This window comes from Bradyrhizobium sp. cf659, from assembly GCF_900113725.1.
Classification (GTDB): Bacteria; Pseudomonadota; Alphaproteobacteria; order Rhizobiales; family Xanthobacteraceae; genus Bradyrhizobium.
Window position 1 is genome coordinate 124,608 of sequence record NZ_FOQJ01000008.1, and the last position, 15,652, is coordinate 140,259.

At 64.5% G+C, this 15,652-nt stretch carries 18 protein-coding genes and 1 tRNA gene; 9 read left to right on the plus strand and 10 right to left on the minus strand.

The features are described 5' to 3' along the window. Positions 1–88: 88 nt before the first annotated feature. Positions 89–901, plus strand: coding sequence for an enoyl-CoA hydratase (locus BM118_RS28005; RefSeq protein WP_092189387.1), 813 nt, complete (start codon positions 89–91; stop codon positions 899–901). Between the two features lie 105 nt (positions 902–1,006). Here the strand turns inward: BM118_RS28005 and BM118_RS28010 are convergent. Then, positions 1,007–1,082: transfer RNA gene (locus tag BM118_RS28010), tRNA-Ala, on the minus strand. Between the two features lie 205 nt (positions 1,083–1,287). Here BM118_RS28010 and BM118_RS28015 point away from each other — a divergent pair. From BM118_RS28015 to folD, 3 genes are read left to right on the plus strand one after another with little or no spacing between them, the layout of a single operon-like run. Continuing rightward, positions 1,288–1,578 (plus strand): YggT family protein, encoded by a 291-nt coding sequence (locus BM118_RS28015; protein ID WP_018645113.1) that lies wholly within the window; start codon positions 1,288–1,290, stop codon positions 1,576–1,578. A 15-nt stretch (positions 1,579–1,593) separates the two neighbouring features. Then, positions 1,594–1,947 carry a DUF167 domain-containing protein gene (locus BM118_RS28020; RefSeq protein WP_092189389.1) on the plus strand — a complete coding sequence of 118 codons (354 nt, stop codon included), beginning with the start codon at positions 1,594–1,596 and terminating at the stop codon, positions 1,945–1,947. A gap of 1 nt (position 1,948) precedes the next feature. Further along, entirely contained in the window at positions 1,949–2,833 is an 885-nt protein-coding gene (gene folD, locus BM118_RS28025; protein WP_092189391.1) for a bifunctional methylenetetrahydrofolate dehydrogenase/methenyltetrahydrofolate cyclohydrolase FolD, read from the plus strand. Between the two features lie 160 nt (positions 2,834–2,993). Here the strand turns inward: folD and ppa are convergent, their stop codons facing one another. Together ppa and BM118_RS28035 are read right to left on the minus strand one after the other, a co-directional pair. Further along, positions 2,994–3,530 (minus strand): inorganic diphosphatase, encoded by a 537-nt coding sequence (gene ppa / locus BM118_RS28030; RefSeq protein WP_092189393.1) that lies wholly within the window; start codon positions 3,528–3,530, stop codon positions 2,994–2,996. Positions 3,531–3,707: 177 nt separating this feature from the next. Continuing rightward, positions 3,708–4,217, minus strand: coding sequence for a GNAT family N-acetyltransferase (locus tag BM118_RS28035; protein WP_008136728.1), 510 nt, complete (start codon positions 4,215–4,217; stop codon positions 3,708–3,710). A gap of 266 nt (positions 4,218–4,483) precedes the next feature. On the opposite strand from BM118_RS28035, the gene BM118_RS28040 reads away from it, so the two are divergent. From BM118_RS28040 to BM118_RS28055, 4 genes are read left to right on the plus strand one after another with little or no spacing between them, the layout of a single operon-like run. Beyond that, positions 4,484–5,374, plus strand: a complete 891-nt coding sequence (locus BM118_RS28040; protein WP_092189395.1) for a dienelactone hydrolase family protein — start codon at positions 4,484–4,486, stop codon at positions 5,372–5,374. Next, on the plus strand, positions 5,371–5,838 hold the full coding sequence (locus BM118_RS28045; RefSeq protein ID WP_092189397.1) for a DUF2269 family protein: 468 nt from the start codon (positions 5,371–5,373) through the stop codon (positions 5,836–5,838). The genes BM118_RS28040 and BM118_RS28045 overlap by 4 nt, the downstream gene beginning before the upstream one ends. A 7-nt stretch (positions 5,839–5,845) precedes the next feature. Beyond that, the gene (locus tag BM118_RS28050) at positions 5,846–7,165 is read left to right on the plus strand and encodes an SDR family oxidoreductase (RefSeq protein WP_177234758.1); all 1,320 of its coding nucleotides are present in this window, start codon (positions 5,846–5,848) and stop codon (positions 7,163–7,165) included. Between the two features lie 60 nt (positions 7,166–7,225). After that, complete coding sequence (locus tag BM118_RS28055; RefSeq protein ID WP_092189401.1) at positions 7,226–7,633, plus strand: thiol-disulfide oxidoreductase DCC family protein; 408 nt, start codon at positions 7,226–7,228, stop codon at positions 7,631–7,633. A gap of 226 nt (positions 7,634–7,859) precedes the next feature. Here the strand turns inward: BM118_RS28055 and BM118_RS28060 are convergent, their stop codons facing one another. The 7 genes from BM118_RS28060 to BM118_RS28090 form a co-directional block, all read right to left on the minus strand. After that, positions 7,860–9,101: a flavin monoamine oxidase family protein gene (locus BM118_RS28060; RefSeq protein WP_092189403.1), complete on the minus strand. Its 1,242-nt coding sequence runs from the start codon at positions 9,099–9,101 to the stop codon at positions 7,860–7,862. Positions 9,102–9,290: 189 nt separating this feature from the next. Further along, the gene (gene typA / locus BM118_RS28065; protein WP_092189405.1) at positions 9,291–11,117 is read right to left on the minus strand and encodes a translational GTPase TypA; all 1,827 of its coding nucleotides are present in this window, start codon (positions 11,115–11,117) and stop codon (positions 9,291–9,293) included. A gap of 238 nt (positions 11,118–11,355) precedes the next feature. Next, positions 11,356–11,634 (minus strand): hypothetical protein, encoded by a 279-nt coding sequence (locus tag BM118_RS28070; RefSeq protein WP_092189407.1) that lies wholly within the window; start codon positions 11,632–11,634, stop codon positions 11,356–11,358. 12 nt (positions 11,635–11,646) lie between these two features. Then, positions 11,647–11,904, minus strand: a complete 258-nt coding sequence (locus tag BM118_RS28075) for a hypothetical protein (RefSeq protein WP_092189409.1) — start codon at positions 11,902–11,904, stop codon at positions 11,647–11,649. Further along, entirely contained in the window at positions 11,901–13,346 is a 1,446-nt protein-coding gene (locus BM118_RS28080) for a radical SAM protein (RefSeq protein ID WP_092189411.1), read from the minus strand. The genes BM118_RS28075 and BM118_RS28080 overlap by 4 nt, the downstream gene beginning before the upstream one ends. Then, entirely contained in the window at positions 13,327–14,043 is a 717-nt protein-coding gene (locus BM118_RS28085; protein WP_092189413.1) for a prolipoprotein diacylglyceryl transferase, read from the minus strand. Before BM118_RS28085 ends, BM118_RS28080 begins: the two co-directional genes overlap by 20 nt. Positions 14,044–14,301: 258 nt before the next feature. Continuing rightward, positions 14,302–15,072, minus strand: a complete 771-nt coding sequence (locus tag BM118_RS28090) for a Crp/Fnr family transcriptional regulator (RefSeq protein ID WP_092189415.1) — start codon at positions 15,070–15,072, stop codon at positions 14,302–14,304. A gap of 187 nt (positions 15,073–15,259) precedes the next feature. Here BM118_RS28090 and BM118_RS28095 point away from each other — a divergent pair, with 187 nt between their 5' ends. Beyond that, positions 15,260–15,643, plus strand: coding sequence for a response regulator (locus tag BM118_RS28095; protein ID WP_177234759.1), 384 nt, complete (start codon positions 15,260–15,262; stop codon positions 15,641–15,643). Positions 15,644–15,652 lie beyond the last annotated feature (9 nt).

Sequence of the window (15,652 nt, forward strand, 5' to 3'; positions counted from 1 at the left end):
CACTGGCCCTTGCTTCATCCCTGAATATGCTAGGCTCGCTCCCAACGAGCGCGCGCGAAATTGCGCCGGCAGACAAAGGGAGAGCGTCATGGCCTATGAACACATTCTCTATGAGGTGAGCGACAAGGTCGCGACCATCACGCTCAATCGCCCGGACCGCATGAACGCGTGGACGCCGACAATGGAGCGCGACGTGCGCCATGCGATGGAAGCATCGAGCGCCGACGACAATGTCCGCGTCATCGTGCTCACCGGCGCGGGCCGCGCCTTCTGCGCCGGCGCCGACATGGATGCGCTGAAAGGGCTCGATCCTGATGACGTCAGGCGCGCATCGAACCTGCCGCCCTTCGACATGAATCGCCGGCCCGATTGGCAGACGCGCTACGGCTTCTATCCGTCGATCGGCAAGCCCGTCATCGCCATGCTCAACGGCGCGACCGCGGGCATCGGCCTCGTCCACGCGCTCTATTGCGACCTGCGCTTTGCCGCCGACAATACCGTGTTCACCACCGCCTTCGCGCGCCGTGGACTCATCGCCGAGCACGGCATCAGCTGGATGCTGCCGCGCATCGTCGGCCATGCCAACGCGATGGATCTGTTGCTCTCGGCGCGCCGCGTTTCGAGCGACGAGGCGCTGCGGATCGGGCTGGTCAACCGTCTGTGCTCGCCGGAGAAGCTTCGCGAGGAAACCTACGCCTATGCGCGCGACCTCGCCGATTTCGTCTCGCCGAGCGCGATGGCCGTGATCAAGCGCCAACTCTACGAGGTGCCGTTCCAGACGCTGGCCGAGGCCACGATCGAGGCCAACCGGGAGATGATGGTGGCGCTGGGTGGCAGCGATTTCCGCGAGGGCGTGGCGAGCTTCATGGAGAAGCGGCCGCCGAGGTTTACGGGGAGGTAGGGGGAGATTTTCGGAAGGAGCCCGCCGTCGCCCTTCGGGCTATGGCGCGGCAGCCTTCGCTACGAAGCGGCTTGCCGAGCCGAAGCAGGCGCAGCCTGCGAAGGCTGGTGGAGCCAGGCGGGATCGAACCGCCGACCTCGTCATTGCGAACGACGCGCTCTCCCAGCTGAGCTATGGCCCCTTTGCTGGCCGCTCTGGTAAACGCGGCCGACAACCGGGCGCCATTTAAGTCCCTGCCAAGGTCAAGTCAAGGACGGGCGTAATCCGGTTTTAGCCATTCCGGCGCCCGAACTTCACTTGTTTGGGCGGGGGGGAACCGATATCTAGCAAAAGGCGTCAATCCCGACCGCAGCCAGAGTTTTCAAAAGCCAGAGTCTTCAAAAGCCATGCGTGCCGTTCTCGACATCGTCATCATCGTGCTCGACCTCTACGTCTGGCTGCTGATCGCCTCCGCGATCCTGTCCTGGCTGATCGCTTTCAACGTGGTGAACACCCGCAACCAGTTCGTTTCGGCGGTGGCGGAGTTCCTCTACCGGATCACCGAGCCGTTGCTGGCGCCGATTCGCAATTTCCTGCCCAGTCTCGGCGGGCTCGACATCTCGCCGATCATCCTGATCCTGATCATCATGTTCATCGAGCGGGTGATCCTATACTACATCTACCCGAACGTGATCTGAGCAGGCTGGAGCGCCTTGGTCGCGAAAGAGGCTGGCAAGGAACCCTGGCGTTATTCGGCCTCGGGAATCAGCATCGCGCTGCGGGTGACGCCGCGCGGCGGCCGCGACGACATCGACGGGATCGAGCAACTCTCGGATGGCCGCAGCGTGCTCAAGGTGCGGGTGCGCGCGATCGCCGATGGTGGCGAGGCCAACAAGGCCGTCTTGGTCCTGCTGGCGAAATCGCTGGGCGTCCCCAAGTCCAGTGTAAAACTCCTGTCCGGAGCGACCTCGCGGCTGAAGCAGATCGCGGTCGACGGCGATCCGGCGCGACTTGGCGAAGCCCTGCGCCGGCTTGCTTCGGCCAAATCGACAGACCAAGGGAACTGACATGACGGCCAAGATCATCGATGGAAAAGTCATTGCCGCGGAACTCCGGGCGCGCGTGGCCGACGAGGTTGCCCGCGTCAAGCGCGAGCACAATCTGGTGCCGGGCCTTGCGGTGGTCCTGGTCGGCAACGACCCGGCGAGCGAAGTCTATGTCCGCTCCAAGCAGACCCAGACCCAGGCCGCCGGCATGGCTTCGTTCGAGCACAAGCTTCCGGCCGATGTGTCGCAAGGCGATCTGCTGGCGCTGGTCGCAAAACTCAATCGCGATCCGGCCGTGCACGGCATTCTGGTGCAGCTGCCGCTGCCGAAGGGTCTGAACACCGAGGCCGTCATCAACGCCATCGATCCCGCCAAGGACGTCGATGGCCTGCATCCGAACAATGCCGGCCGGCTTGCGGGTGGGTTCGAGGCGCTGTCGCCCTGCACGCCGCTCGGCTGCATTATCCTGACCAAGAGCGTGCACGCCTCGCTCGAGGGTATGAACGCCATCGTCATCGGCCGTTCCAACCTGGTCGGCCGCCCGCTGGTGCAGTTGTTGCTCAACGAGAACGCCACGGTGACGATCGCGCATTCGCGCTCGCGCGACCTGCCCGGCCTCGTGAGGCGCGCCGATCTCGTCTACGCCGCGGTCGGCAGAGCTGAGATGGTGCGCGGCGACTGGCTGAAGCCCGGCGCGACCGTGATCGACGTCGGCATCAACCGGATCCCGAAGGACGACGGCAAGACACGTCTCGTCGGTGACGTTGCCTATCAGGAAGCGCTCGCCGTGGCCGGCGCCATCACGCCCGTGCCGGGCGGCGTCGGGCAGATGACGGTCGCGTGCTTGCTGGTGAATACGCTACGCGCGGCTTGCGCGATCGCGGGGCTGGCGAAGCCGGCGGTGTAGGTTTTCTTCACCTCGCCCCGCTTGCGGGGAGAGGTCGGAATTCAAGCGTAGCTTGAATTCCGGGTGAGGGGGACTCTCCGCGAGTCCAATTCTCACCGTCCTTGCGGAGACTCCCCCTCACCCCGACCCTCTCCCCGCAAGCGGGGCGAGGGAGCAGATCTCAGCCCTTCTTCTTCTTCTCGCGGTCCATGCCTTCGAGAATCAGCTTGTGCGCGTCCTCCGGGCCGCCCCAGCGCAAGATCTTCACCCACTTGCCCTTCTCGAGATCCTTGTAGTGCTCGAAGAAGTGCTGGATCTGCTGGAGCGTAATGTCCGGCAGGTCGGAATAGGTCTTCACCTTGTCGTAGCGCTGCGTCAGCTTCGATGAGGGCACGGCGAGAATCTTCTCGTCGCCGCCGGCTTCGTCTTCCATGAACAGCACGCCGACCGGGCGCACGCTCATGACGGCGCCGGGGATGATGGCGCGGGTGTTGACGATCAGGACGTCGCAGGGATCGCCGTCGTCCGACAACGTGTGCGGGATGAAGCCGTAGTTACCGGGGTAACGCATCGGCGTGTAGAGGAAGCGGTCGACCACCAGCGTGCCGGCCTCCTTGTCCATCTCGTATTTGATCGGTTCACCGCCCACGGGGACTTCGATGATGACATTGACGTCCTGTGGGACGTTTTTCCCGATCGAGACCGCATCGATACGCATTCAAGGCTCCGTTGTTGCCGAGGTTAAATCGCGCCCGGCAGCGATTTTGGCGCTGTCATACGCGGGCTTGGCCCCCCAATCCATCGTGTTTTTGTGAAATAATGAATCCAGCGACCACCGGCTCAAGAGGCAACGGTATCGACGGATGGGAAAAGCTGCCGGCTAGACTTCAGCAGCTCAATTGGTCCAAGCGAAGGCAACCTTGTCGAGCGACTTCGGCCCGAATCGTTCCGAGGAACGCGCCACCATGCGGCCGCCCAGGGCCCGGTAGAACTCGGTGGCCGGATCGTTGTCCGAGAGCGCCCACACCACCATGCTCTTCAGCCCGCTCTGCATCAGGTCGCGGCGGGCGGCGGCGAACAGGCGACGGCCAAAGCCGAGGCCCTGGAATTCCGGGCGCAGATAGAGCTCGTAGATCTCGCCGTCGAAGTGCAGGCTGCGGGCGCGGTTGCGGCCGTAATTGGCATAGCCTGCGATCTTGTCGCCGAACACCAATACGCTGACGCGGCTGCCCTTGCGGATCGCGCTGTCCCACCACTGCGGACCGCGGCGGTTGATCAGCTTCTCCAGCTCGGCGCCGGGAATGATGCCCTGATAGGCCGAGCGCCAAGCTTCGTCATGGGTTGACGCCACCGCAGTTGCATCTGCGGCTTTGGCCGGCCGGACCTCGATCAGGGTTGTGCTCATGGATACGATCAAACCAAGTCGCCGCGTCGGCGGCAAGACCTAACGTTAATTATCGGTTAACCTGTGGACTTTCTGCATCAGTATTTTATCGATATTGTACCGAAAGAGGACAAGGCGCTGCCTTGAACGGCAACGAACTGCCATGTGTCGGTGCAAAACTCCGCTGTGGCAACCAATGAACGGCGATGGCAACGCAGAAAGTCCGCCCAGGATGATTCGTTCCCGTTAGTCTGGCCTTCGCTGTCCGTGTTCGCCTCCGGCAATTCATGCGGCTTTTCAACATCCTTGCGCTCCTGCCTCTGCTGGCCTTGCTGACCGCGCCGCCTCTGTGCGCTCAGGTCACGTTCGGTGCATCGGGCGAGGAAGGCGAGCCGTTTCGCCGGCAGGAATGGCGTGTGCCATCGCCGGATAGCGACATTGCCGCGCATGCGCTGCTGTTTCGCCCGTTCGGAGCCGGCCCATTTCGGCTTGCGGTCATCGCACATGCCTCGACGCAGAACGGCTTGCGTCGCGCACAAATGCCGCAGCCCGAATACCGCGCGCTCACAGCCTTCCTTGTCGCGCGCGGCTTTGCCGTGCTGGTGCCCGAACGGCTCGGCCATGGCGCAACCGGTGGTCGCTATGTCGAGGACCAGGGCGGCTGCGACGAAGCGGACTACGCGCGCGCGGGTCGTGCGACGGCCGGAGAAATTTCGCTGGCACTGGACCATTTGCGAAAGCAGGATTTCATCCGCCAGGATGCCGCGGTCGTGGTCGGCCATTCCGCCGGTGGCTGGGGCGCGCTGGCTCTCGCCAATGCCGATCCGAAGACGATCTCCGCGATCACAGTGTTTGCGCCGGGGCGCGGCGGCCATGCCAATGACGAGCCGAACCGGATCTGTGCGCCACATACGCTTCTCGCGGCAGCCGCCGAGTTCGGCAAGGCGGCGCGCATTCCCGTCACATGGCTCGTTGCGAGCAATGACAGCTATTTCCCGCCGGCATTTTCGAAGTCGCTGGCAGATGCATTTCGCGGCGGTGGCGGCAAGGTCGATTTCCGCGTACTGCCCGCAGTGGGCAGCGAGGGGCACTGGATGATCGAGCTTGAGGCCGGCGTCAAAGCCGCCAGCAGCGAGCTCGAGCGCGCGCTGAAGCCGGCACTGGCGAAGAAACCATGACGCTGTATTTCCTGGTCAAATACCTGCACGTGCTCGGCGCCATCATTATCCTCGGTACCGGAACCGGCATCGCCTTCTTCATGCTGATGGCGCATCGCACGCACGATGTGGACTTCATTGCGCGCACCGCCTCGGTGGTGGTGATTGCCGACGCGATCTTCACGCTGTCAGCCGTGATCTTGCAGCCGGTCAGCGGCGGCCTGCTGATGATGCTCTCGGCCACCTCGTTCACCGAGCGTTGGCTGCTCGCTTCGCTCGCGCTCTATGCGATCGCAGGCCTGTTCTGGATCCCCGTCGTCTTCATGCAGATCGAGATGCGCGATCTCGCGCGCAAGGCTTCCGAGCAGCGCGCCGCTCTGCCGGAGCGTTACTTCGTCCTGTTCCGCCGCTGGTGCGCGTTCGGCTTCCCCGGCTTCGGCGCGACGATGCTGATCCTCTGGCTGATGGTCGCCAAGCCGTTTTGAGGGAATGATGAATCAGCGAACCATCCTGGTGCTCGGTGCCTCCGGCCTGATCGGCCGCTTCGTCACCGACGATCTGCGCGCACGAGGCTTTCGCGTCGTCGGCGTGGCGCGCAGCCTGTCGCAAGCGCAGAGGATGAGCGCGCTGGACATTGAGCTGCCGATCCTTTCGCTCGATGCAGACGCGCTGACGCGTCTGTTGCGCGAGCAGGCCGTGGATGTCGTCGTGAATTGCCTCGGCGTGCTCCAGGACGGCCCCGGCAGCGACACCAATGCGGTGCATCGCGGTTTCGTCGCGCGTCTGCTTCAGGCGATCGGCGGCAGCGGCCGCACAATCCGCCTGGTGCACATTTCGATTCCGGGAACGGCCGAAGCCGACCGTACCGCCTTCGCGACGACCAAGCGCGAGGCCGAGCGGTTGATCGCGGCCTCCGGCATCGCCCATGCCATCCTGCGGCCCGGCTTCGTGGTCGCGCCGTCAGCCTATGGCGGCAGCGCCATGCTGCGCGCACTGGCCGCCTTCCCACTCGACTTGCCGAGCGCGGAGATGGCGACGCCGTTCCAGCCCGTCGCGGTCGAGGATATCGCTGCCACCATCGCCTGGCTCGCCGCGCGCGATATCGACGATGCATCCGTGAAGGCCGTGAGCTGGGACCTGATGCTATCAGAGCCGGTCACCATGGCCGGTGTCATCAAGCATTTTCGTCTCGCGTTCGGCACGGCCGGTTGGCCGCGCGTCGCGATGCCGTCTTCCATGCTCGATCTCGGCGCGAAAATCGGCGATTTCGTCAATTATCTCGGCTGGATGCCGCCGATGCGCTCCACCGCCATCGCCGAGCTGCGCCGCGGCGTGCGAGGTGATCCCTCGGCGTGGATTGCCGCCACGGGCATCGTGCCGAAGACGCTGACCGAGACGATCGGGCGCCACCCCGCCACTATCCAGGACAAATGGTTCGCGCGGCTGTTCCTGGTCAAGGCGCTGATCTTCGCGAGCCTGGTCGCGTTCTGGGTCGTCTCCGGCTTCATCGCGCTGTTCGTCTCCTATCGCGCCGCCGCCGGCATCCTGAGCGCGCACAACTTTCCGCCGGCGCTGGTCGATCCCATCACCATCGGCACCAGCCTGATGGACATGAGCATCGGCGTGCTGATCGCCTTTCGCCGCACCGCGGCGATCGGCTTGGTTGCAGGCATCGTCGCCTCGCTCGGTTACATGTTCGGCGCAGCGATCCTGACACCCGATCTCTGGATCGAGCCGCTCGGCGCGCTGGTCAAGACGGGGCCGGCGATCGTGCTGATGCTCGTCGCATTGCTGATGTTGGATAATCGATAGCGTTTTCGAGCGAAGTGGCTCCCGGTTCGCGTGAAGAAAACGCGTCAAAAAGAGAATCCGATGCCCAAATGGCCCGACGACGATGTGATCCTGTTCGACGGCGTCTGCATCTTCTGCTCGCGCTGGGTTCGGTTCGTCGCTGCGCGCGACACGGCGGGGCGGTTTCGCTTCACGCCGATCCAGTCGGATTATGGAACGCGGCTCGCACGAACGTTCGGCATCGATCCCGATGATCCCGACACCAATGCGGTGGTCCATGGCGGCGAGGCGTTTACGAAGTCGGATGCTGCTCTGACCGTGCTGTCGCAATTGCCGGGATGGGGCTGGGTGCGCATGCTATTCGCCGTGCCGAAGCCGCTGCGGGATGCGGTGTACAGCCTCATCGCGCGCAACCGCTATCGCATCTTCGGGAAGTACGACGCCTGCTTCGTGCCCGATGCGGAGTTGCGGGCGCGGGTGATCGAGTGACGCGACGGCGGCTCCACGAATTCGGTGTCGTCCCGGCGTAGGCCGGGACCCATAACCACAGGGCGTAGTTTGGCGAAGACCGGAAGTGAGGGGATCAATCCGCGGTACGAGCACCGCGGTTCATCGAGAAATCACGCGGTATGGGTCCCGGCCCCCGTGCGCAATTGCGCACTAGGCCGGGGCGACGCGGGAGTATGACGCCGCAGCGACGGCGTTTAGTTACGGCTTACCCAATCGCCGCCAGCACTTCCGTTGCCGCTCGCTCGCCGCTGTCCCGCGCGCCATGCGCCGTCGTGAAGAAGGTCGGTGACGTCGCTTCTCCCGAGAAGAACAATCGCCCGTCCACCGGCGCGGCCAGCACCGCACGGTCGCCGGCATGGCCGGGCAGCGCGTGCGAGTAGGAGCCTCGCGCAAAGGGGTCGTGTCCCCAGCGCGATTCGTAAAGCGGCTTCAGCTTGCGGCGGATGTCGTTGCCGAGAAGGCTCGCGATCTCGTTGATGCTCTGCGCGGCAATCGCGCCCTCGCCGGCGTCCTCCAGTTCTCTCGCGAAACTGCCGCCGAAAAAGCCTTCGATGCAGGGCTGGCCGAACGGGCGGATGTGGTAGGTGCCCATCGCGGTGCGCATGGTGGCGCCGCGCAGATTGCCTTCCTTCGGGAAGGCTTCGGCATCGCCAAGCGCCAGCGTCACCTTGTCGTCGACGCCGAGCGGCAGGCCGGCTGCGGCATCGACCTTGGCCGGGAGCTGTGGCGAGAAGCGGATCGCCTCATCGGCGATCAGATTGGTCGGGACGGTGACGATCACCTTGCCGGCGGTCAGCGTGCCCTGCGAGGTCTCGAGGCGGATGCGCTGGCCGGAATGATCGATCAGCGTGACCATGCAGTTCAGTGCCACCGGGCAGGGCGCGCCATAGGCCGCGACCAGCGCGCCATAGCCGCGGCGGATGCGCCAGTTGAGGTCGGTGTCCTCATAGGCATCCCAGTCGAGCGTCGACATGTCCTTCAGCTCGCAGCCGTTGATGTAGGTCGAGATCGCGTCGATCATCGGGTTCCAGCGATTGCCGGGGTCGAGGCTCAGGCTCGCGGGCTCGTCCTTGCCCTTTTGCGCGGCCTGCCACAGGCGCTCATAGAACGCGTCCATCGCGCGCGTGAATTCGTCGCGCTGGTTTTGCGGAAACGCGTTGCTGAAGGCGCGCTCGCGCCAGGGCGGCAGGTCCTTGTTGACCTCGAAATCGAGTTGCTTCGCGATTGCGACGAAGGAGTTTTGGTCCGCCGAATGCAGCCAGCCGCAGCCAACGTCGAACGTCACCTCGGGCGAGGCCTGCACGGTCCAGGCGCGGCCGCCGAGCCGGTCCCGCGCCTCCAGCACGATGGCGGAGAGGCCGGAGCCCGCCAGCGCGTGCGCTGCGCCAAGCCCGGCGGCACCGGCGCCGATGATTGCGACATCAACGGAGGAGGGAAGGGAGCTCATAGGCGGGCTCTAGCACGTTCGCTGGGGGTGCTGAAGCCGCCACAAGCATGACTGTCATCGCCCGCCTTGTGCGCGCTTGCGCACTGGGGCGGGCGATCCAGTATTCCAGAGGCAGTTGTTATGGAGCCGAGAGGCCGCGGCGTACTGGATTCCCCGCCTTCGCGGGGAATGACAGCGAGAAGAGTGGCTTTACGCCACCGCTTCCTTGGACTTCTCCGCGCGCTTGCGCTCGTTCGGGTCGAGGTGCTTCTTGCGCAGGCGGATCGACTTCGGGGTGACCTCGACGAGCTCGTCGTCCTCGATATAGGCGAGCGCCTTTTCCAGCGTCATGCGGATCGGCGGGGTCAGGCGCACGGCTTCGTCCTTCGACGTCGTGCGGATGTTGGTGAGCTGCTTGCCCTTGAGCACGTTGATCTCGAGATCGTTGTCGCGGGTGTGCTCGCCGACGATCATGCCGCGATAGACCTTCCAGCCCGGCTCGATCATCATCGGGCCGCGGTCTTCCAGCTTGAACATGGCGTAGGCCACGGCCTCGCCCTGGTCGTTGGAGATCAAGACGCCGTTGCGGCGGCCCTGGATCTCGCCCTTGTACGGCGCATAGCCGTGGAACAGGCGGTTCATGATCGCGGTGCCGCGGGTATCGGTGAGCAGCTCGCCCTGGTAGCCGATCAGGCCGCGGGTCGGCGCGTAGAACACCAGGCGCAGGCGGTTGCCGCCGGACGGCTTCATCTCGATCAGCTCGGCCTTGCGCTCGCTCATCTTCTGCACGACGACGCCGGAATGCTCCTCGTCGACGTCGATCACGACCTCCTCGACCGGCTCCATGGTGGCGCCGGTGGCTTCGTCCTTCTGGAACACGACGCGCGGGCGCGACACCGAGAGCTCAAAGCCCTCGCGGCGCATGGTCTCGATCAGGATCGCGAGCTGCAATTCGCCGCGGCCCGAGACTTCCATCGCGTCCTTGTCGGCGGCTTCGACGACACGCAGCGCGACGTTGCCTTCGGCTTCGCGCAGCAGACGGTCGCGGATCATGCGGCTCGTCACCTTGTCGCCTTCGGTGCCGGCGAGCGGGGAGTTGTTGACGATGAAGGACATCGACACGGTCGGCGGATCGATCGGCTGTGCCGGCAGCGGCACCTCGACGGTCGGATCGCAGAAGGTGTCGGCGACGGTGCCCTTGGTCAGGCCCGCGATGGCGACGATGTCGCCGGCTTCGGCTTCATCGAGCGGCGTGCGCTCGAGGCCGCGGAACGCCAGGATCTTGGTGATGCGGCCGGTCTCCACCAGCTTGCCGTCGGCGTTCAGCACCTTGACCTGCTGGTTCGGCTTGAGCACTCCGGAGGAGATGCGGCCGGTGATGATGCGGCCGAGATAGGGATTGGCTTCGAGGATCGTGCCGATCATCCGGAACGGGCCCTCTTCGACCTTCGGCGGCGCGACGTGGCGCAGGATCAGGTCGAACAGCGGCTCCATGCCCTTGTCCTTCGGACCCTCCGGGCTCTCGGCCATCCAGCCCTGCTTGGCCGACCCGTAGAGGATCGGGAAGTCGAGCTGCTCCTCGCTGGCGTCGAGCGCCGCGAACAGGTCGAACACCTCGTTGATGACTTCGGTCGGGCGCGCGTCGGGGCGGTCGACCTTGTTGATGACGACGATCGGCTTGAGGCCGACCTTCAGCGCCTTGGAGACCACGAACTTGGTCTGCGGCAGCGGGCCTTCAGCGGCGTCCACCAGCACCAGCGCGCCGTCCACCATGTTCAGGATGCGCTCGACCTCGCCGCCGAAGTCGGCGTGGCCGGGGGTGTCGACGATGTTGACGCGGGTGTCCTTCCACTGCACCGAGGCCGCCTTGGCCAGAATGGTGATGCCGCGCTCACGCTCCAGGTCGTTGGAGTCCATGGCGCGATCGGTCACCTTCTGGTTCTCGCGGAACGTGCCGGACTGCTGGAGGAGTTTGTCGACCAGGGTCGTCTTGCCGTGGTCGACGTGGGCGATGATGGCGACGTTTCGGAGGTTCATGAGTAAGCTTCTTTGCGTTCGAACAATGGGTTAAGCGCGATCTCGCCGGCCAGACCGGGACCTCTTCTCGAAACAACGCTGGAAGACTGGAAACGGGCGCTTTCCGCCCAAAAAGGGAAGCCTGGCCATATCAACCGGGCACCCTGCGCGTTGCGGCGCAATATATGCAAAAACCGCCAAAAAACAATGTGTTCTTTGCCGGTTGGTTGACTGAATTTTGTCCGGGAATCTCCGGGGGTTACGGCCGGGTCCCGGGATGCGCGGGGGCCTTTCGTCCCTTGATGGCCGCCCAGATCAGGGCAACCCCTCCGATACCGATCACCACACCCAGGAAAACCAGCGGCGCCATGTCGGCGGCGATCCGGCCATCCTCGACCACCGACATTCCGCCGAACAGCAGCGCACAGAAACCCGGCAGCAGCAGGATGACCCCTGCGATCGCCATGATCGCAGTCAGGCAGCCGCTGCGTGGCGCGGGCGGGGGAGGAGGCGATGGCAGGGATTCGATGTTGCTCATGATGATGCGACGCTACTGCGGGGGCTTCGGCGGGGTCGCCGCGCGGATGAAGAGGAAGATCGCAATTCCGATCAGGACAAACCCAATCAGGACAAAGGGGGCGCCTTGGCCGCCGAATGCCAGGAAGCATAGGCCGGGGAAAAGCAGCACCACGCCGGCGCCCACCATGAAAGCGGTCAGGCAACCGTCGCGCCGTAGCGGCGCTACCGGAGACGTGTCCTCTTGAAGCGGCGGCTTCGGAGTCGGAGGAGGCGTGCCAGTGTCGCTCACCGCGGGACCTCCTCGCTTTGGCGCGCCTCGCGATAGGTCTGGCCAGCCAGTGCAGCGCGGATGCCGTCGATCTGTCCGTTGCGGTAGAACAGATTGTAGGTGTCGAACGGAATGATCGCGCCCTGCTCCGTCACGAAATGGATGCAGGACCGCTTGACGTTGCCGACGCAGAAATTGAAGCGGTCGAGAAATTGCACGATGGTGACGCGGAAAACGTTCTCGTAGGAGAGCCCATCCGGCACCTCGAAGCTCGGCAGGCAGCACAGCAATTCGCAGACGCGCTCGGAGGTGTTGAGCGGCCCCGACGACAGCGAGAACAGGTCGACGAACTTCTCCCGCAGCATCGGATATTTTTCCGGGCTGATGGTGTTGGGCATCACCGCAACCAGCTGCTCCTGCGGGATCAGCGAGGTCAGCGGCAGCACTTTCTCGCCATTGCGCAGGCCATAGCCGATCGAGATGCTCTCGGGGTTGCAGGGCAGCGGGATCATGTCCTTGTCGCCGAACACGCCGGTCTCGACCACGCGGTTGCGAATCTCCGACAGCATGATGCGGTCGGTGGTCTTGTCGAAATTCTCGTTGCGGCCGGCATCCTGCACCGGCTGAAGCGTGACGCCGCGAACGCATTTCCAGGTAAGCGCGTGACGCACGATGTCGCCGATCTCGGCATCATTGACGCCGCGCTTGATGGTCGCCACCAGCGTGGTCGACACGCCGTAATGCTCGAGATTCTCCAGCGCTTGCTGGCGGATCTTGCGCAGGTCCGCGCCGCGCAGATTGACCAATGCATCGCGCTGGAGCGAATCGAACTGGAGATAGACCTCGAGACCGCGCTTGTTCTCGGCGAGCCGTGCCACGAAATCCTTTTCGCGGGCGATGCGCAGGCCGTTGGTGTTGATCATGACATGGCGGATCGGGCGGGCGCGCACGGCGCCCAGGATCTCGAAGAAGTCCGGATGCAATGTCGGCTCGCCGCCGGAAATCTGCACGAGGTCGGGTTCGCCCTCGCTGGCAACCAGCGCGTCGAGCATTTTCTCGACCGTCGCGAGCGGGGTGAATTTGGTTCGCGTTGGCGCGGATTCGGCGAAGCAGACCGGGCAGGTGAGATTGCAGTGCTCGGTAATCTCGATCAGCGCGAGGCAGGAATGCTGCTCGTGGTCGGGACAGAGGCCGCAATCATAGGGGCAGCCGAATTCGGTGCGGTGTTGGAATTGCAGCGGCCGGTCGCCCGGCTTGATGAAATCCTTGCACAGACGCCAATAGGCCGCGTCGGTGGAGACGAGAGTCGACTGGACGCCGTGCTCCCTGCAACGCTTTTCGTACCAGACCTCGTTGTCGAGGATCTGGATCTTGGTCGGCACCAGCTTCAGGCAGATTTCGCAAAGGGATTGGGTCTGGCCCCAGAAGATGTAGGGGCGCGACTTACGCAACGGCGCGTTCATGCACAGGTCTCGCTTTGGGCGCCGTCGCCAGCATGATTGCGGCGTAGAGCAGGATGGACAGCGACAGCAGGTGAAACAGCGTGAGGGGGCCGATCAGCGCGCCATAGGGCTTGAGGAATTCCCACAGGAAGCGCTGCGCTCCATAGTAGAGCAGAACCAGGTAGAAACCATTGGTGATCGCGAACGCGTTCCGGTTCAAGACCGCCAGCACATAGAGCAGCGCGAAGCCGCCCATCGCGGCGCTCTCGTAGAGCTGTACGGGATGGCGGAGAACGCCGTCGCCGAAATCATGGCCCCAGGGTAATGCCGTCGGCGTGCCGTAGGTGAAATCGTCGAGGCCCGCAAAATAGCAGCCGAGCCGCCCGATCGCGATGCCGAGAGCCAGCGGCAGCGCAAACCGGGCGCCTGTGCGCAAGGCGATGCCGGCGGTCCATTTATAGAGCTCGACCGCCACGATGCCGCCGGCAAGCGCGCCCTCGACCGAGCGCGCAATGCCGCTCTCGCCCGACAGCCACAGATTGGCGGACCCGAACAGATAGGCGCCAAGGCCGGCGCCGAACACCAGCGCGGCGATGTAGGGCAGCTCGAAGGATTGCGCCGGAAACCGCAAGCCTTGTCGCGACAGCCAGTAAACCGCCGCACCCGCCGCCAGCCACGCCGCAACATCGAAGACAGTGTGAAGGAATGCCCCGCTCATGCGGGAGCGAGTATAGCACGATAAGATTCAATAGGGCGGCGCGCATTGTTGTGCCCTCCCCCCTTGTGGGAGAGGGCAGCTCCGCCATAAGCCAAAACCTCGTTCGGGTGAGGGGTCTCTCTCCACAGATGAGTCTGCGGAGAGGACCCCTCATCCGGTCATCCGGCGCCGTAGCCGAAGCTTCGCTTCGGCGTCCCCTTAAGGACGGCCGCCGAAGGCGGCCTTATGCCACCTTGTCCCACAAGGGGAGAAGGGAGATCACCCCGCGCTGCTGCTCGCCTCCTCCGTCGGGTAGACGCCGCGCAGCACTTCCTCGAAATGGGTCTTCACCGCCTCGTTGCAGAGGCAGGCGCGCTGGCGCAGGCCGTCGCGGTTGCGGACCAGGATCGAGCCGCGCCGCGTGTCGAGGATGCCTTCGGTCCTGAACGACTGGAGCACGCGACTCGCATAGCTGCGCCCGACCCCGAGCAGCGTCGCGAGCTGCTCATGCGTCAGCGGCACGCTGCTCTCGTCGCCGGTGCGCTCCATCGCCGCCAGGATCCATTTCGCCGTGCGCTGCTCGATCGAGTGGATCGCGTTGCAGGCGGTCGACTGGAAGATCTGTGCCAGCATGCAATCGGCATAGCGGGCGAAGATGTTGCGCAGCGAGGGCGAGCGCAGCTTGGCCGTCTCCAGCTTGCCGACGTGGATGCGTGCAAACGGCCCGCCGAATTTCACGCAGATGCGGGTGTAGGCCGGCAGAAATCCCTCGCTGACGATGCCGCCGACCGCGCCTTCGCGGCCGACCAGGATGGTCTCGACGTCGCGGCCGTCTTCGTTGGGAACGAGAAAGGTCGCGAGCGACGGCCCGCACGGAAAATGCACGACCTGGACATCGTCGCCGGGACTGTAGAGCAGCTCGTTGGCCGCGGCGTCGTCAACGGTGACGTGTGGCGCGAGCAGCGCATAGTCGGCCGGGCTCAAGCGTCGCAGCAGATTGTTGGCCGGCCGGCTGCCGACCTCCGTCGCCTTCCCGATACGCGCGTCCATCGTAAATCCCCTGCTCTCCTTTCAACACTAGCCAGTCTCGATCGCCGGCTGTGTGCACAAGTGGACAGACGTAAGAACTGTTCTGTGGTGAGTTTCGTTCCGGGAACCCTCTGATCCGCTGGGCGCAGGCGTCGGGATGAGGCTGTCCTTGATCGGTAAGAACATGCAGCCCTCAATAGCTGGGATCATGATACCTGCTTCCCCGGACGACTCGTCCGACGTGCCCACCGATGTCCTGATCGTCGAGGACGATCCGATCATTGCGATCGATTTCGAGGATCGCCTGCTCGGATTTGGCGTGACGAGCGTGCGCACCGTGGGGTCGGTGGCGCAGGCGCTGGCCGCGATCGTGGCGCGCGCGCCCGACTTCGCACTGCTCGACGTCGAGCTCGGCTGCGAGAAAAGCTTTGCCGTCGCCGAGCGCCTGGCGGCCCTGAAAATTCCCTTCGTGTTCGTCACCGGCTACGGCGCCGAGACGCGGATCGCTCCCGATTTCGTCAACCGGCCGCGTTTGCAAAAGCCATGCTCGAGCGATGCGCTCGAGGCCGCGCTGCGGTCGCGCGGCTCATGATGGTCCGCT

Bases quoted from the DNA above. Each gene is read 5' to 3' on its own strand.
- BM118_RS28005 (WP_092189387.1), top strand. From the start codon at position 89: ATGGCCTATGAACACATTCTCTATGAGGTGAGCGACAAGGTCGCGACC.
- BM118_RS28015 (WP_018645113.1), top strand. From the start codon at position 1,288: ATGCGTGCCGTTCTCGACATCGTCATCATCGTGCTCGACCTCTACGTC.
- folD (WP_092189391.1), top strand. From the start codon at position 1,949: ATGACGGCCAAGATCATCGATGGAAAAGTCATTGCCGCGGAACTCCGG.
- ppa (WP_092189393.1), bottom strand. From the start codon at position 3,530: ATGCGTATCGATGCGGTCTCGATCGGGAAAAACGTCCCACAGGACGTC.
- BM118_RS28035 (WP_008136728.1), bottom strand. From the start codon at position 4,217: ATGAGCACAACCCTGATCGAGGTCCGGCCGGCCAAAGCCGCAGATGCA.
- BM118_RS28040 (WP_092189395.1), top strand. From the start codon at position 4,484: ATGCGGCTTTTCAACATCCTTGCGCTCCTGCCTCTGCTGGCCTTGCTG.
- BM118_RS28045 (WP_092189397.1), top strand. From the start codon at position 5,371: ATGACGCTGTATTTCCTGGTCAAATACCTGCACGTGCTCGGCGCCATC.
- BM118_RS28050 (WP_177234758.1), top strand. From the start codon at position 5,846: ATGAATCAGCGAACCATCCTGGTGCTCGGTGCCTCCGGCCTGATCGGC.
- BM118_RS28055 (WP_092189401.1), top strand. From the start codon at position 7,226: ATGCCCAAATGGCCCGACGACGATGTGATCCTGTTCGACGGCGTCTGC.
- BM118_RS28060 (WP_092189403.1), bottom strand. From the start codon at position 9,101: ATGAGCTCCCTTCCCTCCTCCGTTGATGTCGCAATCATCGGCGCCGGT.
- typA (WP_092189405.1), bottom strand. From the start codon at position 11,117: ATGAACCTCCGAAACGTCGCCATCATCGCCCACGTCGACCACGGCAAG.
- BM118_RS28070 (WP_092189407.1), bottom strand. From the start codon at position 11,634: ATGAGCAACATCGAATCCCTGCCATCGCCTCCTCCCCCGCCCGCGCCA.
- BM118_RS28080 (WP_092189411.1), bottom strand. From the start codon at position 13,346: ATGAACGCGCCGTTGCGTAAGTCGCGCCCCTACATCTTCTGGGGCCAG.
- BM118_RS28085 (WP_092189413.1), bottom strand. From the start codon at position 14,043: ATGAGCGGGGCATTCCTTCACACTGTCTTCGATGTTGCGGCGTGGCTG.
- BM118_RS28090 (WP_092189415.1), bottom strand. From the start codon at position 15,072: ATGGACGCGCGTATCGGGAAGGCGACGGAGGTCGGCAGCCGGCCGGCC.
- BM118_RS28095 (WP_177234759.1), top strand. From the start codon at position 15,260: ATGATACCTGCTTCCCCGGACGACTCGTCCGACGTGCCCACCGATGTC.